The organism is Marinobacter sp. ST-43 (genome assembly GCF_030541085.1).
GTDB classification, from domain to species: Bacteria; Pseudomonadota; Gammaproteobacteria; order Pseudomonadales; family Oleiphilaceae; genus Marinobacter; species Marinobacter nauticus.
Map to the genome: position 1 here is coordinate 26284 of NZ_JASSVO010000003.1, position 19354 is coordinate 45637.

Consider the following 19354-nt stretch of genomic DNA (forward strand, 5'->3'; position numbering starts at 1 on the left):
ACCGGTTACTGGCGTTTGCTTTCAAAATGGTCGATGCCAGCCTGGGCACAGTCCATGTCCTGTTGTGGCGTGCCCGAGCTGAGACCGATACCGCCGACCACTTCACCGTCTACCATCACCGGCAGGCCACCGCCTACCGTGCTCAGGCGACCGCCCACTTCAGTATGTATACCGAAGGCGAGGTTGCCCGGCACGTTGGCGGCATTGTAGTCGTGGGTCGCTTTGCGCGCGGCCGCAGCGGTAAATGCCTTGTCCTGTGCGATGGTAACACTGGTCACTTTGCCCCCGTCCATACGCTCAAAGGCGATCAGCGTGCCGGACTCGTCCACCACTGCGATGCACATGGGCACGCCGATTTCACGGGCCTTGGCCGCCGCACCCTCAATCAGGATGCGTGCATCAGACAGGTCGAGACGATGAATGGTCAACATAACGATTTACTCCTCTTGGTTAGCCATAAGCGAGATTGGGCAGCCAGGTAGTGATGGCCGGGAACACAATGCACAGGAATACGCCCAGGGCCTGGATGGCCAGGAACACCAGGGATGACTTGAAGATGGTGCCCATGGAAATTTCCGGCGGGCACACGCCGCGGATATAGAACAGCGCATAGCCGAAGGGCGGGCTCAGGAACGACATCTGCATATTCACCAGATACAACACCCCGAACCACAGCACCACGTCGTCACCAGACACGCCCGGCAGGCCGAACAGACCCGGGAACTCCAGGGCTTCCACAATGGGGATAAAGATAGGCACCGCCAGCAGCAGGATGCCGACCCAGTCCAGGAACATGCCCAGTACCACCAGCAAGACCATCAGCAGGAACAGGATGCCGTAGGCCGGCAGGCCGGTGCCCAGAATGGATTCGGTAATAAAGTCCTGACCACCCTGGAGAATGTAGAAACCTACAAACACCGAGGCACCAAACATGATCCATAGCACCATGGCGGAAGCCTTGGCGGTGGTGACCGAAGCATCCCGCAGAGTCGCGATGGTGAACACCTTGTGTTTCATCGCCACAAGAATGGCGCCAAAGGAGCCGATGCCGGCCGCCTCAACTGGTGTGGCAATGCCGCCAAAGAGCAGGCCAAGCACCAGGAACACCAGAATGAGAGGCGCAATCAGGTCTTTCAGAAGCAGCAGCTTGTCTTTCAGGCCGATGCGTTCCTCCTTGGGAATCGGAGGCCCTAGTTCGGGGTTCAGCTTCGCCCGGATCCAGACATAGAACACATACAGGCTGGATAGCAGAACGCCAGGAATCACCGACCCCAGATACAGTTCACCCACCGATTGCTGGGCAACCACGGCATAGAGGATCGCCAGAATCGAGGGCGGAATGAGAATACCCAGGGTACCGCCCGCCATGATGGAGCCGAGGGCGATCTTGTGGTCGTAACCCCGTTTGAGCATGGCCGGCAGGGCAATGATCCCCATGGTCACGACCGCCGCACCGATAACCCCGACCATCGCTGCTAGAATGGTCGAGGCCACAATGGTGGCAATGGCCAGGCCGCCGCCAACACCACCCATCCACTTGTAGACGACATTGAACATTTCTTCGATGAGGCCGGCCCGTTCCAGCATCGCCGCCATGAAGATGAACAGCGGAATAGCGGCCAGATCGGAGTTGGTCATCATCGGGAAGATGCGGCTGGGGATGATGTTCAGCATCAGCGAGTCGCCCACCAGATAAATGAAGGCAACCCCAAGACCACCGGTAACAAACGCCAGTGGCAGACCCATCATCAAAGCCACCAACAGGGAGCCGAACATCAGGTAGGTGAGCGGTCCGATGTTCACATCGGCCAGGCTTCCGGCCAGCTTGAACAGGAATTTCTCATCGCTGAACGGGTCGTAGAACAGAATGTTGACGAACTCGACAAACATCACAAAGGCCAGCGCAGCGGTGGCCAGAATCATCAGCCAGGTGCCAAGCTTGCCTTTGAGGTTGCCCTGGCCCGGATTGTTCACTGTAGTGGTAGTCATGCGTGTTGCTCCCGGCCAAGCTTGACGAACAGGGCAATGTCCTTGATCAGTTTGGACAGGCCCGCCAAGGTAAGTAGAACAGCCCCCAGCAGCATCATGGCCTTGACCGGCCAGTACTGGATGCCCCAGGTCTCGACGGTACGTTCATCCATCGAGTAGGAGTTCTGGAAAAAGGTCCAGGAGGTAATCACCAGCGCCAACGCAAACATGAAGAAGAACATGGAGGTGAAGATATCCATGCCAATCCGGCCCCGCACAGGCAACAGGTTATAGATCACATCGACCCGCACATGGGCGCCATGCAGCAGGGCAAACGCGCCCGCCAGCAGGTACTGCATACCGAACAGCAGAAAGCTGGCCTCATGCACCCAGATGGTCGGCATATTGAAGATGTAGCGCATAACCACTTCAAAAAAGTAGAAAACAACGGCGTTTACGGTCCAGAAGGAAATAAACACGCCAGATTTTTCGCTGATCCAGTCGATAATCCGGGTAAACCAGTTCGCGTAATCCGACTCGATGGTTTTCGACATTTCGGCTTCGATCTGCTGAAGCTTCTCGTTTGCCAGGGCATTCTTGTCAATCGCCTGCACGCCACGGCTACTGGACCAACGGTCCCACGCCATCATCAGCAGCGGCATTACCGCCAGCCAACCCCAGTAGAACCAGTGCGGCAGCACAAAGCCAAAGTTGCTCAGATCAGACATACTGTCCTCACGTCAGTGACAACGCGGGGAAGGGAGAGAGCGCCCTGAACCAAGGCTTCCCTGCCCTTCCCCGCTTTTTTGATTGTTGTTGGTAGTGCCGCTTTACTTGCCAGCCGCCTTGAGGTCTTCCTCGGTGACGTAGCCCACGGTGTCGTTCATCATGTACTCGAGCTGCATATCGAAGATGGCCTTGGCATCCTCGTTCTTGTTCGCCCAGTTGTACCAGATGGGAATTGCCGCGCGACGGAACTCCTGCAGATCCTGCTGGCTCAGACGCGTGACGGTGTCTCCATCCGCCTTGAACTTCTCCATGGCTTCGATGTTGCGCTTCTGGATGGTCAGGTAGTGCTTCTGGGAGTAATTGCGCACCTCTTCCTCAACCAGCTGCTGCAGCTTGGGATCCAGGGCGTTCCAGGCACGCAGGTTCACCGTCAGGTCCATCAGATCCACCGGCTGGTAAATAGACATCACCCCTGGAGGCCCGAACAGGATGTAATCGGTCACCTGGGAGAAGCCCAGCTCATAGTTCACTGCCGGGCCCACGTAGTCCGCCGCATCGATGGTGCCCTTTTCCAGAGCCGGGAAGATGTCGGAACCCGGCAGGCTGACAGTGGATACCCCGAACTGCTGGAATACTTCAGCCACCATGCCGCCTGGCACCCGGATCTTCATACCCTTGAGATCCGCCAGGCTGTTCACCGGCTTCTTGGAATGAATGATGTTGGCGTCGTGCTGAATCGGGCCCACGTAGAACAGCCCGTATTTTTTGTAGATCTCCCGGGTTTTCTCCAGCATGCCCAGGGAATAGAACATGGTGTCCCACTGGTGTGGCTGATCCGGGCCAGCCGGGTAGGACGACAGGAACACCGATGCCGGAATCTTGCCTGACCAGTACAGGGTAAACGGGTTCATACCCTGCAGTACGCCATTACGTACCGCATCAAACAGGGCGTTGTTGTCGGCCGCGACCGCCTTTGCCGGGTACGGCCTGAAAATCAGTTCTCCACCGGATTTTTCCTTGATGCTGTTGCACCACTCCTCAAACAGGTCATAGCCAACCGTGCCCGCATCCCACACCGACTGAATCTTCCAGGTAGTCGCGGCCTGGGCCTGACCGGCGCCCAGTGTCAGTGCGCCCGCCAGGGCTGCACCAACTGCCAGTTTCTTGAGAAAACTCCGGCGTGGTGGGTTTGCGTCTGAATCACAATGCTTGTCGTTGTTATCATTGATGTTCATCGAAACATCTCCGTTCACTTTGTTGTTATGCAGAGGTAATCCAACACCAGCAAATGCCAGCATTAAAAAGATATTCGTAGGCAGGTGCGGTTTAGTCCAGAGAATTGCCAACTGGTCAGACCAGTTTTTGATTGCGGCAAAATGGACGAATTCAGCGCCATAGGCCATAGTTAGCGGTCTGGAGAGCATTGCCCGAGAAGGACTTCCTGAACACTCGATCATTAGCAACTGGTCAGACCAGCCAGGTAGAAAACATGGGGATATCGCAGGAAATTTCCTTCAGGCTAGAGCGGCTGATTCTCGACGGCGGCCTGGCACCGGGGCAGAAGATACCCTCGGAGCGCCAGCTGGCGACCCGGCTTGGGGTTTCCCGGGCCATCATTCGTGAAGCCCTGCATGAACTCCAGGGCCGAGGCGTGATCGAAACCCAGCATGGCCGGGGCTCCTTTGTTGCCAGCATAGTCCCGACTACGGACGATCTGGAAGACAACAGCCCGTTAATGCACCTGTTTGCCGGCCACCCCCGCACCCTTTATGACCTGCTGGAAGTGCGCGAACAGCTGGAAGGCCAGGCGGCGGAACTGGCGGCCCAGCGCGCAACCCGCGGCGACCGGCACCGCATTACCAAAGCCTATCGGGCTCTTGAGGAAACCGACCCACTCAGCAACGCCAAACCCGACCACGGTTTTCACCAGGCTATTATTGAAGCGTCTCATAACCCGGTACTGGTACACGTGCTCAATGGTCTGAAAAACATGATGCTGCTGACCGTGCATGCCTCCGTTGCCAACCTGAATCCCAGAGCAGAAATGCGTCAGTTAATCATGAAACAGCACAAGCAGATCTACCAGGCCATTATGGCGGGTAAAGCCAGAACCGCCCGCAAGGTGGCCATGGCCCACGTACGTTTTGTTCAGGATTCATTGAGAAGCCTGGAAAACCAGGGGGCAGAGGTCATTCGAGTCTCACTCGAGTCCAACAACTTTCACGAAAACCCAACAAAGCGGTATTGATTTCCACGGCAACAGTCCGTAAAACATGCGCCTTTGTATGACAGTCTCAGGAGCCAGCCATGGCGGAACCAGCGCCTCTTATTTGCAGGGACATCCACAAGACCTTTGACAAGCTGGAAGTTCTCAAGGGCATCTCTCTGGAAACCCGCAAGGGTGATGTGGTTTCCCTGATTGGCAGTTCCGGTTCCGGCAAGAGTACCTTTCTGCGCTGCATCAATCTGCTGGAAACCCCCACCTCCGGTGACATTATTGTGCACGGCGACCCAATCCGGTTCACCGAAAACCGAAAAGGTGAACGGGTACCCGCCGATAACCGCCAGGTGGAACTGATCCGGGCTCGCCTCTCCATGGTCTTCCAGGGCTTCAATCTCTGGTCCCATATGACGGTGCTGGAGAACATTATCGAAGCGCCGGTTCACGTTCTGAAGATTCCGAAAAAAGAAGCGATTGAGCGCGCAGAGGCCTACCTGAACAAGGTCGGCATCTACGAACGCAAGGACTATTACCCGGCCCAGATGTCCGGCGGACAGCAGCAGCGGGCGGCCATTGCCCGGGCGCTGGCCATGGAACCCGAAGTGATGCTGTTTGATGAGCCAACCTCGGCCCTGGACCCGGAGCTGGTGGGCGAGGTCCTGAAAGTTATGCAGAGTCTGGCCGAGGAAGGCCGCACCATGATCGTGGTCACCCACGAGATGGCGTTTGCAAGGGATGTGTCGAGCCAGGTCCTGTTTTTGCATCAGGGCGTGATTGAGGAGCAGGGAACCCCGGACAAGGTTTTTGACAACCCGGATTCCGAGCGTATGAAGCAATTTCTTGCTCCCAAGTTCTGAACACCAGTGCTATCTTGAATCGGTGTTAGACCTGGAGTTAAAGAGAAGCTCCCGAAACTTCCATAAAAAATAAAGTCTTTGTGGCGAATTACTGGAGAAGTGACACATGAAAAAACTGATTGTTGCAGCAAGTTGCGCCCTGGCCCTGGTTGCCGGCACGGCCCAGGCTCAGGAAAGAAACCTGCGCATTGCTTTTGATGTGCCCTACGAGCCATTCGAATACAAAGACGAGAACGGTGAGCTGACCGGTTTTGAAGTGGAACTGGCCGACGCCATGTGTGAAGAGATGAACGCCAACTGCGAATTCGTCATCCAGGCATGGGACGGCATGATTCCGGGCCTGCTGGCTCGTAAGTTTGATCTGATCATGTCTTCCATGTCGATTACACCGGAGCGCGCCGAGCGCGTGCTCTTCTCCGAGCCGTACTACAACACCCCGGGCGGCTGGTTCGGCCCGAACGATTTCAGCACCGACGTCACTGATATGGATGCCATGAAAGGCAAGACTGTCGGCGTGCAGCGCGGTACCACCATGGATACCTACGTGACCGAAAACATGGGTAGCATTGTTGAAATCAAGCGCTACACCACCGCTGATGACATGGTACTGGACCTTGAAGGTCAGCGTCTGGATGTGGTCTTTGTCGACTACCCGGTGGGTGAGCAGACCGTTCTGTCCAAAGACGGCTTCAAGGAAGTGGGCGAGCCTGTGAAACTGGGTGAAGGTGTGGGCGTTGCCATGCGCAAGCGTGATGCCGACCTGGCCGATGAAGTAAACGCCGCCCTGCGCACGTTGAAGGAAGATGGCACCTACGACACCATCATGAAGAAGTACTTTAACTACGATATCAAGATGTAATGACCACGGGGGCGGCGCCACGTCGCCCCCGCTGACCGGATACTCCCATGTTTGATCTGAAAGGCTATGGCCCGGCCCTCGCAGAAGGAGCGGTCATCACCATTGAGCTGGCCTTCCTGTCTCTGGCCCTGGCCCTGGCGCTTGGCCTGGTTGGTGCCAGCGCAAAACTCTCCGGCAGCCGTGTTGCCGCCGGCATCGCAACCGCCTATACCACGCTGATTCGCGGGGTTCCGGACCTGGTAATGATGCTGTTGTTCTATTATGGCGGCCAGGTAGCGGTGAACATGCTTTCGGATTATCTGTGGGAAACCCGCGGTATCGACTTTTTCTTCCAGTTTGATCCTTTCATTTCCGGCGTGGTGACCATCGGTCTGATTTTCGGTGCCTATATGACCGAAACCTTTCGCGGCGCCTTTCTGGCAGTGGATGTCGGTCAGATTGAGGCGGCCAAGGCCTATGGTTTTTCCCGCTGGCATACCTTCCGGCGGGTGATGATCCCGCAGATGTTACGCCATGCCCTGCCGGGCATCGGCAATAACTGGCAGGTGTTGCTCAAGACCACAGCGCTGGTGTCCATCATTGGCCTGACCGATATGGTTCGGGTGGCGGAGGAAGCCGCCAAGGCGGAGCGCATGCCTTTCCACTTCTTCGTACCGGTGGCTGCCGTGTATCTGGCGCTGACGGCGGGGTCGGAGCTGTTTATCAAGTGGCTTGATCGTCGAGCCAATGTCGGCGTGGTTCAGGGGAATTAAACGATGCCTGATTTCATTGCCGAGTGGTTGAACAAGAACGAAATTTTCACGGCCATGACGCTGATGGAGTACTGGGACGGTCTGGTTACGACCGTACACCTGGTGTTTCTGTCGCTGGTCATCGGCCTGGTGGTGGCGGTGCCGCTGGCGATTCTGCGTACGGTCCGGAATCCGCTGGTGTCCGGGCCAATCTGGATCTACACCTATCTGTTCCGGGGCACGCCGCTGCTGATCCAGCTGTACATTATCTATTATGGAGTAGCGCAGATTCCGGGGATTCAGGAGACTTTCTGGTGGGAGATCTTCCGGGAACCTCTTTATCCTGCCCTGCTGGCCTTCACGCTGAATACCGCAGCCTACACCACGGAGATTATCCGGGGGGCGATCATGTCGACGCCCCATGGTGAAATCGAGGCGGCGAAAGCCTATGGCATGAACTGGTTTCTGCGGATGCGCCGGATCATTCTGCCGAGTGCGGCTCGGCGGGCGGTCCAGGCCTATTCCAATGAGGTGATTTTCATGCTGCACGCCAGTGCGATTGCCAGTGTGGTCACCATTGTTGATCTGACGGGGGCGGCAAGGAACATTTATTCGCGGTTTTATGCGCCGTTCGATGCGTTTATTTTCGTGGCGCTTTGCTATATGGCGCTGACGTTTATTCTGGTGTTTGCTTTCCGCAAGCTGGAAAACCATCTTTTGCGGCATCAGCGGCCGGTTAATTCCTGAGCAGCGCCCTACAACCCATCATCCAATCCTGGTGCACGGCCAGCCGGCGGGAACGTCTTCCGGGAACCGCTACGAGCACATCCATGTGCGCTTCTCGAAGGCCATCCTTGGCCTTCGACATTCCCGGAAGACGTTCCCGCCGGCTGACCCCGAACCTTTTGCGGGGTATCGATGAACGCTTCGAATCGTCTTTTTGATTTCCATCCGGACTGGCTTAGCCATACCCTCGCCAACGCTTCCGCTGATCTGCCCGAAACCAAAACCGCCCTGCCCGATGGCACTCAGGTCTCCCGCAAGGCCAACGGGGTTCTCTGGCTGACGCCACCGGCAGAGCAGGCTAACCCGAACCAGGAAGCCCTGATCATTTCTGCCGGTGTGCATGGCAACGAAACAGCACCGATTGAGGTGTTGAACATGCTGGTGTCGGAGTTGTTTTCCGGGGAGTGGTCGCTGGCGTGCCCGCTGCTGCTGATCCTGGGCAACCCTCCTGCCATGGTGGAGGGTGAGCGGTTTCTGGATGTGAACATGAACCGGTTGTTCAATGGTGCCCATGGCAAACCGGAATATTCCGGGCTTGCGGAGGGCCGGCGGGCTCGGTTTCTGGAGGAAATGTGTCGGCAGTTTGCGATGGCGCATCAGGGCCTGGCGTTAAACCATTATGATCTGCATACCGCTATTCGCCCGTCGAAACGGGAGCGCTTTGCGCTGTACCCGTACGTGGAAGGGCGGTCGGTTCCGGCCGGCCAGTGTGCGTTCCTGCTGGAGGCCGAGGTGGAGACCCTGTTGCTGCAGCATAAGGAATCGACAGTGTTTTCATCGTTCACTGCCAGCACTCTGAAGGCGGAGAGTTTTACCATTGAACTGGGCAAGGTGGAGCCGTTTGGCCGGAATGATCTGCGACGGTTCCAAGGCATTGAGCGGGCCTTGCGCCGGCGTTTCCGGGGCGAGGCAGCGCCCGCAGTGCAGCCACCATTTGATCATCTGACGGTGTTTGAGGTGGTGCATGAGGTGCTCAATACCGGGCCGTCTTTCCGGTTTCATGTTCCGGACGATGTGGCGAACTTCACGGAGTATCAGCCTGGCACGGTGATCTGGGAGGATGATCAGGATGACTACCGGGTCGGAACCGCGCCGGAGGCGGTGGTGTTTCCAAACCGGGCGGTGCCTGTGGGCCAGCGGGTGGGTTTGATGATCCGAGCCAGGGAAGTGTACAGGGCCGGCTCTGTCTGAGCCGCCCTGTACATGACACCAGGTTCAGGCTGGCGCGTTTTCGGGTTCGCCCACCGGCAGTTTGATCAGTTTGGTGCAGACTGACGGTATCACCAGCAGGGTCAGGACCGTCGAAGCCAGCAAACCACTGATGATGGCCCAGGCCATGGGTGGCCACAGGGTGGAACTTGAGAACGCCAGCGGCAGCAGGCCGGCCACGGTGGTTGCGGTGGTCAGCAGGATGGGCCGGGTACGGCGTTCCACAGCGGTGCGCACCGCATCGGCAATGGCTCGGCCCCGTTCCAGCTCCCGATCCATTACGTCCAGCAGCACGATGGCGTTGTTCACCACGATACCAACCAGAGCAATCACCCCCAGCAGCGACTGAAAACCGAAGGGCGAACCGGACAGAACCAGCCCCGGGAAAATGCCAACAGTTGCCAGCGGTACGGTCAGCAGGATAATGCCCACCCGCCGGAAGGAGTTGAACTGCAACAGCAGGAAGAACAGCAACAGTAGCATGCCGATCGGTGCCGCGGTCAGCAGTGCGGAGTTGGCACGGTCAGAACCTTCGGCATCTCCCCCCATGTCCAGTCGCGTGCCCGCCGGCAACGGGTTCTGTTCCAGGCCCGCATACAGGCCGTCCAGCGCCTGGCTGAAGCTGTAGTCTTCCTCCAGATTGGCACTGACCGTATTCACCCGTACCCCGTTGCGCAGGTAAACCGCCGCCGGTTCCCAGGTAGTTTCAACCGTGGCCACGGCCGATAGCGGAATGGCATCGCCCTGGTCGTTGTAGGTATTCACAGACAGCAGGCGCGACAGTGACAGCGACGTGCCTTCGCGGGAGCGCAGCACGATGGGTATCGGGTCGTCCTCCTGTCGGTAACGTTCAGCCACGGCGCCGTAGCTCTGGCCATACAGGCTCTGGGCAACATCGGCTCGGGTGAGGCCATAGCGGGCGGCGGTGGCGTCGTCCACATTGATGGCGATGCTGGGCACACCAATGTCGAGATCATGGCGAACATCCACCGTGCCCTCAACACCCCTGAGAATGGAATAGACCTGCTCGGTGGCTCGGGCGCGGGCGTTGTCGTCCGGATGGAAGACACGGACTTCTACCGGCGCAGGCCGCGGTGGTCCCTGCCCCAGAATCCCGGCGGTGATATCCAGCTCCGGTAGCGACCGGGCGGCCTCGTGGCGGATCCATTTCACCAGGTCGGTGGTATCGGCCAGCGTCGGCGTGCGAACCACCAGCCTTGCCCGGTTAGGCGCCTGTGGCGAGCGCTGCAGATTGTAATAGAACGACGGCCCGGTAAAGCCGACAAAGCGGTGCACTTCCAGTGCCTCGGCCCGGGTCCGAATGGCCTGTTCAAGAACGGCGGCCACTTCAGAGGTTCGGGCCTGATCGGTGCCTTCGGGCATGTACATCTCGACGATGACACGAGGGCGGTCTGCGTTGGGGAAAAACTGCTGGGCCATGAACGGGGTCATGCCCAGGCTGATCACCACCAGCAGGGCGCCGGCGGTAATCAACCGGCCCGGGTGCCGATACACCAGGCCACCGAGGTAGCTGGCCAGGCCGATAAGCCGGTCTTTGTGAATATTTTTCCGGGGCTTCAGAAAACGCGCCGCCAGCAGGGGCACGGCAGAAATTGCCAGCAGATAGCTCACAGAAAGGGTGAGCATGATCATCACCGGTACGCCCCGGGTGAAATCCGCGGCGCCGCCCTTGGCCATCAACAGCGGCGCAAAGGCGGCAAGTGTTGTGCCGGTAGACGCACCCAACGGCCCGGCCAGCTCACCGACCGCCTTGCGCAGGGCATCCAGCCGGCGCATGCCCTCATCCAGATGGCCCTGTATGTTTTCAACAATCACAATGGCGTTGTCGATCAGGATACCCAGGGAAATGACCATCCCGATAACGGCAATCTGATGCAACACCCCACCCCCGAGGTCATAGAGCCCCACGCTGATCAGGGCCACCATGGGCAGGATGGACGCCACCAGCAGGCCCATGCGGATACCCATGCCGGTAAATACCACCGCCACAATGATCAGTACCGACAGCACCAGGCTCCAGGCCAGATCATCCAGCCGGTCAGACACCTTGTCGGGCTGAAAAAACATCTCGCGGAGCTGGTACGGCTCGAAGTCTGGACGCACCTGGTCCAGCCGTTCCCGGATCCGCTCGCCAAAGCGGATGGCGTCGGTGGAACCTTCTTCCATGATAATTGACAGCAACACCACCCGCTCGCCGTCGAACCAGGTCTCTGGCTGCCGGGGCTCGGCCGGCCCACGCCAGACTTCTGCGGCCGCTGCCAGGGGCACCTGGGAGCCATCTGGCAGCTCAATGGGCGTCGCGCGAATCGCGTCTATGTCCGTGAACTCAGTGTTCGGCAATACTGATAGGCGCTTGCCTTCCACCACCACGAAGCCACCGGGGATGGTCTGGTTGCGCCGGGCCAGGGTGTCGAGTATCCGCTTGGGCGGAACTCCCAGCCGATACAGCGCGGCGTCGTCAAGTGCCAGGGTAATCTGTTCGTCGGCATCCCCTTCAAGTTCAATGCGGGAGATGCCAGGGATATCCAGAAGGTTCTGTTTCAGGCGTTCGGCCACCTCCGAAAGCTCAGTCACTGAGGGTGAACCGCCCACGGCCAGCACCACGGCCGGGATGTCGATCAGACGGTCATCCAGCTCCATCAGGCCCACATCATCGGGGAAATCCTGGCGCGCCCGCTCCATGGCCTGACGAACCCGATCCCACGCCGAATCGGTGTCATAGATGCGGTCCCGGAGTTTCAGCCGGGCCAGTGCCACGCCGGTTCTGGCGGTGCCCTGGCTCCAGTCCAGCTCTTCGACCTGACGCAACTCATCGGTCAGCGGCTGAAGCACCAGGCGCTCAACCGCCTCGGCACTGGCACCGGGATAACTCACCGTGATCATACCGGCCCGGTATGGGAAACTCGGATCTTCCTGACGGGGCATGGTGCTGTAGGCGGCAATACCGAGCAGGCAGAGCATGGTCACCACCATGCCCAGCAAGCGTTGACAGTTAAGCAGTCGGCGGGTCATCAGCGCACCTCCACGGTGTCACCATCCACCAGCCGGGTCATACCGGCATACACCACCTGATCTCCCGGGCTCAATGCACCCGGGTGCACCATGACGCGCTCACCGATGACCCGGTCGACCTGTACCGGAACCCGCTGAGCTACCTGGTCTTGCACCCGGAACACACTGGTGCCGGTACTGTCGCGAACGACCGCCAGCAGGGGCACGGTAATGGCAGATTCCCGCACCGGGGCAATGCCCACTTCCACCGGCTCACCGGAGGACAGGGAATTTGGTGGCAGGCTGACCAGTACCGGATGCAGTTCCCCGCGGATGGAACTGCCCTGGGCAATCTCCACCACAGTGCCGGTGGCAGGTTCACGGTTGCGGTCCTGCACCAGCCAAACCGGTAGCTCCTGACCAATCCGGACATGACCGAGCAAGTGCGCGGGTACCCGCACTTCCACTTCCCGCCCCAGCGGCGAGGACAACCGCATGACCGGCTGACCGGCTCCCACGAACTCATCCCGCTCCACCAGCAATGCTTCCACCTGCCCGGCAAAGGGCGCCTTCAGAACGCTTTCCTCAAGCAGCCTTGTGGCTTCGGCCAGTGAGGCTTCGGCCGTCGCCATGCTTGCCCTCAGCGAATCCCGGCGGGCGGCAATCTGTTCCAGAGTCTGCTCCGAGACCACGCCTCGCTGATGCAACCGGCTGGAGCGTTCCCACTCCCGCTGAGCCTGTTCAAACTGGGTTCTCAGTTCCTCCAGGCGGGCAGCCGCGGAATCCCGCGCCGGTTCCAGCGCCGGATTGTACAGACGCGCCAGCACATCACCGGGCTTTACCGTCTGCCCCAGCTCAACCGGGCGTTCCTTGAGCGTCCCGCTGACCTGAAATGTCAGGGTTGCCCGCTGGGCCGCACGGACAATGCCAGAAAAGCGCAGAGGAATTTCTTCCATCTGACCACCGGTGACAGCGGATACCCGCACGGCGACCGGCGTATTTTCAACGTTTTCGCCGGATTCGGCGCCGCCACCGCGGCAGCCGGAGACAGACAGCACGGCCAGCAGCGCACTGGCCAGAACAAACGGAGAGTGACGTAGTGTGAGAGACATAGTGTTCCAGCCCCTTTCCCTGAACAGGTTGATTGTGACCCCCGGTCCATCGGAGGTTGCCCATTGTTTCCGACATCATGTCACTCTTTGACAAATTGTCAATAATCGGCTTTCATCGGTTTTCAGTTATCATGCAGCCAAAGCCGGAAAGCTCGGGATCACAATGAATGAACCGCTGAAGTCACGACGGGAACGGGAAAAACAGGCAAGGTACGACGCCATTCTGGACGCCGCCGAACTGGTGTTCTCAGAAAAGGGCTACGACCGCACCTCCATGGACGACATTGCGCGCACAGCCAGCCTGAGCCGGGCTCTGCTCTATGTCTATTTCAAGGATAAGGCCGCCATCCAGCGAGGCATCATGCTGCGGGCCGGGCAGGATCTGGTGACCCGGTTTGAGCGGGCGATGCAGGCAACCGATACCGGGCTCGGGAAGATCCGGGCCATGGGAGAGGCTTACTACCATTTCTTTGTGGAAGCTCCGGACTACTTCACCGCCCTGACCAAGGCTTCCACCGCCATCGCCGATGCGGAAGAAGACCAGGCCAGGGAGATGCTGTGTTCAAAGAACGAACTGATGGTGCTGATGGAAGCGGCGATTCATCTTGGCCTGGAAGACGGCACCATCAGCCGCGACCGTATCCAGTCGCCAGCGCAAACCGCGCTTTACCTGCGCGGCGCCCTGCATGGCGTGATCATGCTGTGCCAGGCGGAATCCACCGAGGCCGGGGAGTTTCCTTCCGAAGCACTCATTCGTCACACCATGGATATGCTGACCCGCTCTATCTCCAGCGAGCCGGTACGCTGAGCTGACCAGCCTTACAACTGAAAATCGTAGATGCTGCCGAGGCCAAGAATACCGGTCAGTTCATCCAGCGCCTTGCGCACTTCCTCCAGTAACATCGGGTCGGCCAGGTCCTGCTGGCTGAGCTGGTCGCGGTAGTGGGCCTCAACCCAGGAGGTCAGTCGCTCATAGAGCGCATCGGTCAGGATCACACCCCGGTTGATAGCGTGAAGCTCGTCGTCGTTGAGCACCACCCGCAAGCGCAGACACGCAGGCCCGCCACCATTGCGCATGGACTGTTTGACACCAAACACTTCCACCGCGGTGATCGGCGTGTCGGCTTTCACCAGTTCATCCAGATACCGGCTGACCGAGGCCACTTCGCGGCACTCACCCGGTACAGCCAGCAGCATACCATCGGCAGTGTTCAACAACTGACTGTTGAACAGATAGGAGGCCACCGCATCTTCGATGGGCACCTGCGCTGATGAAACACGCACGGCTTCCAGCTTGGCACCGGTCAGGCGTTCCTGGATGTCTGCCAGTACCCGGGCCTCATCAAGAAAAGCCTGCTCGTGATAGAACAGGCAATTGCCATTACCGACCGCAATCACATCGTTGTGAAACACGCCGGCATCGATAGCCGCCGGATTCTGCTGGGCAAACACGGCACGGTGATCGGTAAGGCCATGCAGGCGGGCAATGGCGCGTGACGCTTCGAGGGTCTGGCGCGCCGGGTACTTGCCTGGCGCCGGAGCGGATTCATTGAACGCGACCTGGCCATACACAAACAGCTCAACGCCCGGCTCCCCGTAGCGACTGCACAGGCGGGTGTGATTAGCCGCCCCCTCATCGCCAAAATGACTGACCGACGGCAGCGCCGGATGATGGGCAAAGTAGCTTTCGTCACCAAAAATCGCTTTCAGCGAACGACCCGTGACCTGGTGTTCAATGGAGCGGTGGAACTTGGCACTGAGATTGGCCGGGGTGAAGTGCACCCGGTGATCGGCTGTGTCGGCACTGGGAGAGACGGTAGCCGCGTTCGCTGTCCACATGCAGGACGCCGACGACACCGCCGCCAGAATGGCGGGATCTGCCTTGGCTACGGCTTCCAGAATCTGACGCTCGTTGCCCTCAAAGCCCAGCGCACGGAGGGTGGGAATGTGCGGGCGCTCGTGGGGTGGCAGAATGCCCTGCACATAGCCCCGGTCCGCCAGCCGCTTCATCTTCTCGAGTCCCTGGAGTGCCGCCTCTCTGGGGTTGGCCACCGCATTGACGTTGGATTTTGAGGCCACATTGCCCCATGACAGCCCGGCGTAGTTATGGGTCGGACCCACCAGGCCATCGAAGTTTGCTTCTACCGCATGTTTAACCATGGCAGCTGTTCCTGTCAGTCAAAATTCAGGCCCGGGGCCAGGCTATCCGGCAGCTCACTCTTGCCGGCTTCCAGAGAGGCCATCGGCCAGGCGCAGTAATCGGCCGCGTAATAGGCACTGGCACGATGGTTACCGCTGGCGCCGACACCACCGAACGGTGCAGCACTGCTGGCCCCGGTAAGTGGCCGATTCCAGTTCACAATACCGGCGCGCACTTCCTCCACCAGACGATTATAGAGTTTGCGGTCATCGCTCAGGATGCCGGCAGACAGGCCGTAGCGAGTGTTGTTGGCAAGCTCCAGGGCCTCATCGAAGCCTTTGTAGCGGTACACCGTCAGCAGCGGGCCGAAAAACTCCTGATCTTCCAGCTCTATCCCGGTCGCATCCACAATTCCCGGCGACAACAGACCTGTATCGGGCTTGAGCTGTTTCATTTCCAGCAACGAGGTCGCACCCTTCTCCAGCATCGCAGCCTGAGCCTTGAGTAGCTGGTCTGCCGCATCGGCAGAAATCACCGAGCCCATAAACGGCTGCGGGTCAGCATCGAATTCCGCCACGGTGATGCGGGCCGCCACTTCCACCAGCCGTGCCAGGAATTCATCACCCTTCTTGCCTTTGGGCACCAGTAGCCGGCGAGCACAGGTACAGCGCTGTCCGGCCGAAAGGAACGCGGACTGCAGTGCGTGGTGCACGGCGCCATCCAGGTCTGACACATTTTGAACGATCAGAGGGTTATTACCGCCCATCTCCAGCGCCAGGATTTTCTCCGGCTGGCCGCCGAACTGTTCGTGCAGCAGGTGCCCGACAGTGGAACTGCCGGTAAAGAACAAACCGTCAATCAGCGGGTGCCGGGCCAGGCACTTGCCGGTATCGGAACCGCCCTGAACCAGATTGATCACCCCATCCGGCAGACCGGCTTTTTCCCAGAGCCTGACGGTGAGTTCCGCCACCCCCGGGGTCAGTTCACTGGGTTTGAACACCACGGTATTGCCGGCCAGCAAGGCCGGCACAATGTGCCCGTTGGGCAGATGGCCCGGGAAATTATAGGGGCCAAACACGGCGACCACGCCATGGGGGCGATGGCGTAATACCGCATGCCCACCGGCCACGTCGGATTCGGTGTGCCCCGTACGCTCGTTGTAGGCTTTCACGGAGATCGGAATTTTACCCATCATGGCCGCCACTTCGGTGCGGGACTCCCAGAGAGGCTTTCCTGTTTCCAGGCCGATCTGATGGGCCATTTCTTCCTTGTTGGCCTCAAGCAGTTCGCCGAAGGCCTCAATCACCGCCTGGCGTTCTGCGAGACTTTTCCGGCGCCACGCCAGAAACGCCTTTCGAGCTTCCCGAACCGCTGCGTCCACATCTTCGAGACTGGCGGCATTGCCATCCCAGACCGTTTCACCTGTTACCGGCTGCACCGATTCAAAGGGCGCTCCGTGGCCTTGCAGCCAGAGCCCGTCGATGTAAACATTGCCTGTCAGGTTTGCCATTATTTACCACCTCCCGGTTCGGAATTGTTTGGCCGGATCGGCGACAAAGCACCCTCCTTCAAGGGGGCAATACGCACCGGATCACCCGACTCCACTAAAAGAGCCTCGGCCAGCACTCTAGGAATTTTGACAGTGTCGGGCCCGATGCAGTTCATGGGTATGGTGGTTACCCGAAAGTCCCGGAACGACCGGTTCGAGATCATCACCCGTTGCTCTGCCGGCACATCCAGATCCATGCTGTGATTAACTACCATGGCATGCCGGTTGACCGCTTCCCGCACCGTACGAATGTTATGGACAAAGGCTTCAACCACAGGCCCGCCATCGAAAATATCCACCATGCCGTTGAAGTTGAAACCTTCGGCCTGCAGCATCTTCAGCGCCGGCCGGGTATTGTCGTGCACCATGCCAACGACCGCCCGCGCAGCGTCTGGCAACATCGGCAGGTAGATGGGGTATTTCGGCATCAGTTCCGCAATGAAGGATTTATTGCCAAGCCCGGAGAGCATATCGGCCTGGCTGAACTCCATGTCAAAAAACTTGCTGCCCAGGGCATCCCACAGGGGGCTTTTACCGTCTTTGTCCGAGACTCCACGCATTTCCGCGAACACTTTGTCGGAAAAGCGTTTGCGAAAATCGTCCAGGAACATAAAACGACAGCGGGATAACAACAGGCCATTGCCGCCGCCCTGATACTCGTCGGAAAGCAGCAGCGAGCAGATTTCGGTGGTGTCGGTCATGTCGTTGGACAGGTTCAGCGTGGGCGTGCGCACATGCACACCCAGCTCTTTCGATGCATTGACCGTGACACTCAGCCGGTAATTGTAGAACACTTCTTCCAGGCCAACCCGGGCCTCGATGCCACTGATGCCAACGGTCTTCCTGGCCTGAATATCTTCCAGCGCAAACAGGTACAGGGCCGCTTCCGGCGCACAGCGTTGATTGAAGGATTCACGGGCGCGATCAATCTTGCGCTGAAGCAGTTCCCGGTCGGCGGGCAATGTGGTCAGGCCTTTGCCGGCCTTCTGCGCCATGGCATAGAGGTCTTCCAGATCGTCAGACTGAAGCGGGCGGATCACCAGCATCTTACGCCCTCCCCTGTATTTGCATGCTCATAACGGTGAAATCCTTACCGGGTCGCCGGCGCTGCTTTGCAGGCCATGCCAGGTGCTCACCGGCACTTTTACATCATCCGCCAACGTTTCTGCCACCGGGGTCAACAGGCAGCGGAAGTGCTCACCTTCGCCGGCGCTGATCAGGCAGGTTTCACCATCGTTCTGGTGGCTGCCGTGCAGTGTTTTGGGCTGACTGGTCACCAGGGTTTTCAGGCTGTCGGTGCGCACTTCCATCACTGGTCCGCCGTCAAAGATATCGACGTAGCATCCGGGCTGAAAACCTTCGCGCTGGAGTAGCTGATAGTTGGGTTCGGTCAGCGGGTGTGGTTGGCCGAGGGCTTCCTGAGCCTCGGTACTGAGCAGGGTGACGTACACCGGGTTCGGCGGCATGAGTTCGGCAATAAAGGTTTTGCTGAGCTGGCCGGAATATTGATCGGCGGTTTCAAAGTCCATATTGAAGAAATGTCGCCCCAGGCTGTCCCAGAAGGGCACGCTGCCGTTTTCGTGCTGTACGCCCTGGATTTCAACCACCGTTCGGTTGGTGAACCATTCCCGGTGGCTGGCAATGAACATCATTCTGGCCCGGGATAGCAGCTCGAATACCGGGGTGTTGCGGTGTTGTTCTTTCAGGGTGAAGGAGCACAGCAGTGTCAGGTCGGTCAGGGCGTGGCTCGGGTACAGGACTTCGACGCGGCGCGAGACGTTGAGTTCGTGGGAGGCGTGGATGAGGTAGTCACGCCGGTAATTGTAAAACGGGTGGCCGTTGCCGGCGCGGCTGTCGATACCTGCGGTGCCGGCGATTTCGCCGGTTTCGGTGTTTTCGAGTACGAACAGAAAGCGGCGCGGAGTGCCTTCGGGGGCGTTGTCGGCCAGGGAGTCCCGGGAGTGTTGAATTTTCCGGGCCAGGGTTTCTTCGGTTTTGGGCAGGGTGGACGAGAGCCTGGCGGTTTGGGCGCCGGCTATGTCCAGGATTTGTTGCAGGTCATCCAGTTTGGCTGGTCTGACTCGCCACATGGTGCGCTCCTCTATCGAACCATCAGGATTTTTGGAGCAGGCTCGCCCGCCCCTGGAACTGGGTTCCCCTTCCGGAAACCGCTACAAGCAC

General features: G+C 59.0%; 17 protein-coding genes. 7 read left to right on the top strand and 10 right to left on the bottom strand.

What is annotated here, in order from left to right; genetic code table 11:
- Nucleotides 1-5 precede the first annotated feature (5 nt).
- The 4 genes from QPL98_RS06140 to dctP all read right to left on the bottom strand — a co-directional run bounded on the left by QPL98_RS06140 (nucleotide 6) and on the right by dctP (nucleotide 3932).
- Complete coding sequence (locus tag QPL98_RS06140) at nucleotides 6-431, bottom strand: heme-binding protein (RefSeq protein WP_014422553.1); 426 nt, start codon at nucleotides 429-431, stop codon at nucleotides 6-8.
- Between the two features lie 19 nt (nucleotides 432-450).
- Nucleotides 451-1989: a TRAP transporter large permease subunit gene (locus tag QPL98_RS06145; RefSeq protein ID WP_014422554.1), complete on the bottom strand. Its 1539-nt coding sequence runs from the start codon at nucleotides 1987-1989 to the stop codon at nucleotides 451-453.
- Nucleotides 1986-2696 (bottom strand): TRAP transporter small permease subunit, encoded by a 711-nt coding sequence (locus QPL98_RS06150; RefSeq protein WP_014422555.1) that lies wholly within the window; start codon nucleotides 2694-2696, stop codon nucleotides 1986-1988. Before QPL98_RS06150 ends, QPL98_RS06145 begins: the two co-directional genes overlap by 4 nt.
- Nucleotides 2697-2798: 102 nt before the next feature.
- Complete coding sequence (dctP, locus tag QPL98_RS06155; RefSeq protein ID WP_031211052.1) at nucleotides 2799-3932, bottom strand: TRAP transporter substrate-binding protein DctP; 1134 nt, start codon at nucleotides 3930-3932, stop codon at nucleotides 2799-2801.
- A gap of 254 nt (nucleotides 3933-4186) precedes the next feature.
- On the opposite strand from dctP, the gene QPL98_RS06160 reads away from it, so the two are divergent.
- From QPL98_RS06160 to astE, 6 genes are all read left to right on the top strand, one after another.
- Nucleotides 4187-4945 (top strand): FCD domain-containing protein, encoded by a 759-nt coding sequence (locus QPL98_RS06160; RefSeq protein ID WP_206853245.1) that lies wholly within the window; start codon nucleotides 4187-4189, stop codon nucleotides 4943-4945.
- 59 nt (nucleotides 4946-5004) lie between these two features.
- Nucleotides 5005-5775 carry an ABC transporter ATP-binding protein gene (locus QPL98_RS06165; protein ID WP_022990754.1) on the top strand — a complete coding sequence of 257 codons (771 nt, stop codon included), beginning with the start codon at nucleotides 5005-5007 and terminating at the stop codon, nucleotides 5773-5775.
- A 106-nt stretch (nucleotides 5776-5881) separates the two neighbouring features.
- The gene (locus QPL98_RS06170) at nucleotides 5882-6634 is read left to right on the top strand and encodes a transporter substrate-binding domain-containing protein (protein ID WP_303292912.1); all 753 of its coding nucleotides are present in this window, start codon (nucleotides 5882-5884) and stop codon (nucleotides 6632-6634) included.
- Nucleotides 6635-6681: 47 nt separating this feature from the next.
- A complete protein-coding gene (locus QPL98_RS06175; protein ID WP_014422560.1) occupies nucleotides 6682-7386 on the top strand; it encodes an ABC transporter permease in 705 nt (234 codons plus the stop codon).
- 3 nt (nucleotides 7387-7389) lie between these two features.
- Complete coding sequence (locus QPL98_RS06180) at nucleotides 7390-8112, top strand: ABC transporter permease (protein ID WP_014422561.1); 723 nt, start codon at nucleotides 7390-7392, stop codon at nucleotides 8110-8112.
- Nucleotides 8113-8283: 171 nt separating this feature from the next.
- On the top strand, nucleotides 8284-9342 hold the full coding sequence (gene astE, locus QPL98_RS06185) for a succinylglutamate desuccinylase (RefSeq protein ID WP_303292913.1): 1059 nt from the start codon (nucleotides 8284-8286) through the stop codon (nucleotides 9340-9342).
- 24 nt (nucleotides 9343-9366) lie between these two features.
- Here the strand turns inward: astE and QPL98_RS06190 are convergent, their stop codons facing one another.
- Both QPL98_RS06190 and QPL98_RS06195 read right to left on the bottom strand, forming a co-directional pair.
- The gene (locus QPL98_RS06190; RefSeq protein WP_303292914.1) at nucleotides 9367-12393 is read right to left on the bottom strand and encodes an efflux RND transporter permease subunit; all 3027 of its coding nucleotides are present in this window, start codon (nucleotides 12391-12393) and stop codon (nucleotides 9367-9369) included.
- Nucleotides 12393-13484 carry an efflux RND transporter periplasmic adaptor subunit gene (locus QPL98_RS06195; protein ID WP_153740580.1) on the bottom strand — a complete coding sequence of 364 codons (1092 nt, stop codon included), beginning with the start codon at nucleotides 13482-13484 and terminating at the stop codon, nucleotides 12393-12395. The genes QPL98_RS06190 and QPL98_RS06195 overlap by 1 nt, the downstream gene beginning before the upstream one ends.
- Before the next feature lie 163 nt (nucleotides 13485-13647).
- Between QPL98_RS06195 and QPL98_RS06200 the strand changes: the two genes are divergently transcribed.
- On the top strand, nucleotides 13648-14292 hold the full coding sequence (locus QPL98_RS06200; RefSeq protein WP_153740579.1) for a TetR/AcrR family transcriptional regulator: 645 nt from the start codon (nucleotides 13648-13650) through the stop codon (nucleotides 14290-14292).
- 11 nt (nucleotides 14293-14303) lie between these two features.
- On the opposite strand, the gene astB is transcribed toward QPL98_RS06200, so the two are convergent.
- Genes astB through QPL98_RS06220 form a run of 4 tightly spaced genes read right to left on the bottom strand, consistent with a single transcriptional unit; the run spans nucleotide 14304 to nucleotide 19263 of the window.
- Nucleotides 14304-15644: an N-succinylarginine dihydrolase gene (gene astB, locus QPL98_RS06205; protein ID WP_153740578.1), complete on the bottom strand. Its 1341-nt coding sequence runs from the start codon at nucleotides 15642-15644 to the stop codon at nucleotides 14304-14306.
- Nucleotides 15645-15658: 14 nt separating this feature from the next.
- The gene (astD, locus tag QPL98_RS06210) at nucleotides 15659-17134 is read right to left on the bottom strand and encodes a succinylglutamate-semialdehyde dehydrogenase (RefSeq protein WP_153740577.1); all 1476 of its coding nucleotides are present in this window, start codon (nucleotides 17132-17134) and stop codon (nucleotides 15659-15661) included.
- The gene (gene astA, locus QPL98_RS06215; RefSeq protein ID WP_113879245.1) at nucleotides 17134-18219 is read right to left on the bottom strand and encodes an arginine N-succinyltransferase; all 1086 of its coding nucleotides are present in this window, start codon (nucleotides 18217-18219) and stop codon (nucleotides 17134-17136) included. Before astA ends, astD begins: the two co-directional genes overlap by 1 nt.
- Nucleotides 18220-18246: 27 nt before the next feature.
- Entirely contained in the window at nucleotides 18247-19263 is a 1017-nt protein-coding gene (locus QPL98_RS06220; protein ID WP_153740576.1) for an arginine N-succinyltransferase, read from the bottom strand.
- Nucleotides 19264-19354 lie beyond the last annotated feature (91 nt).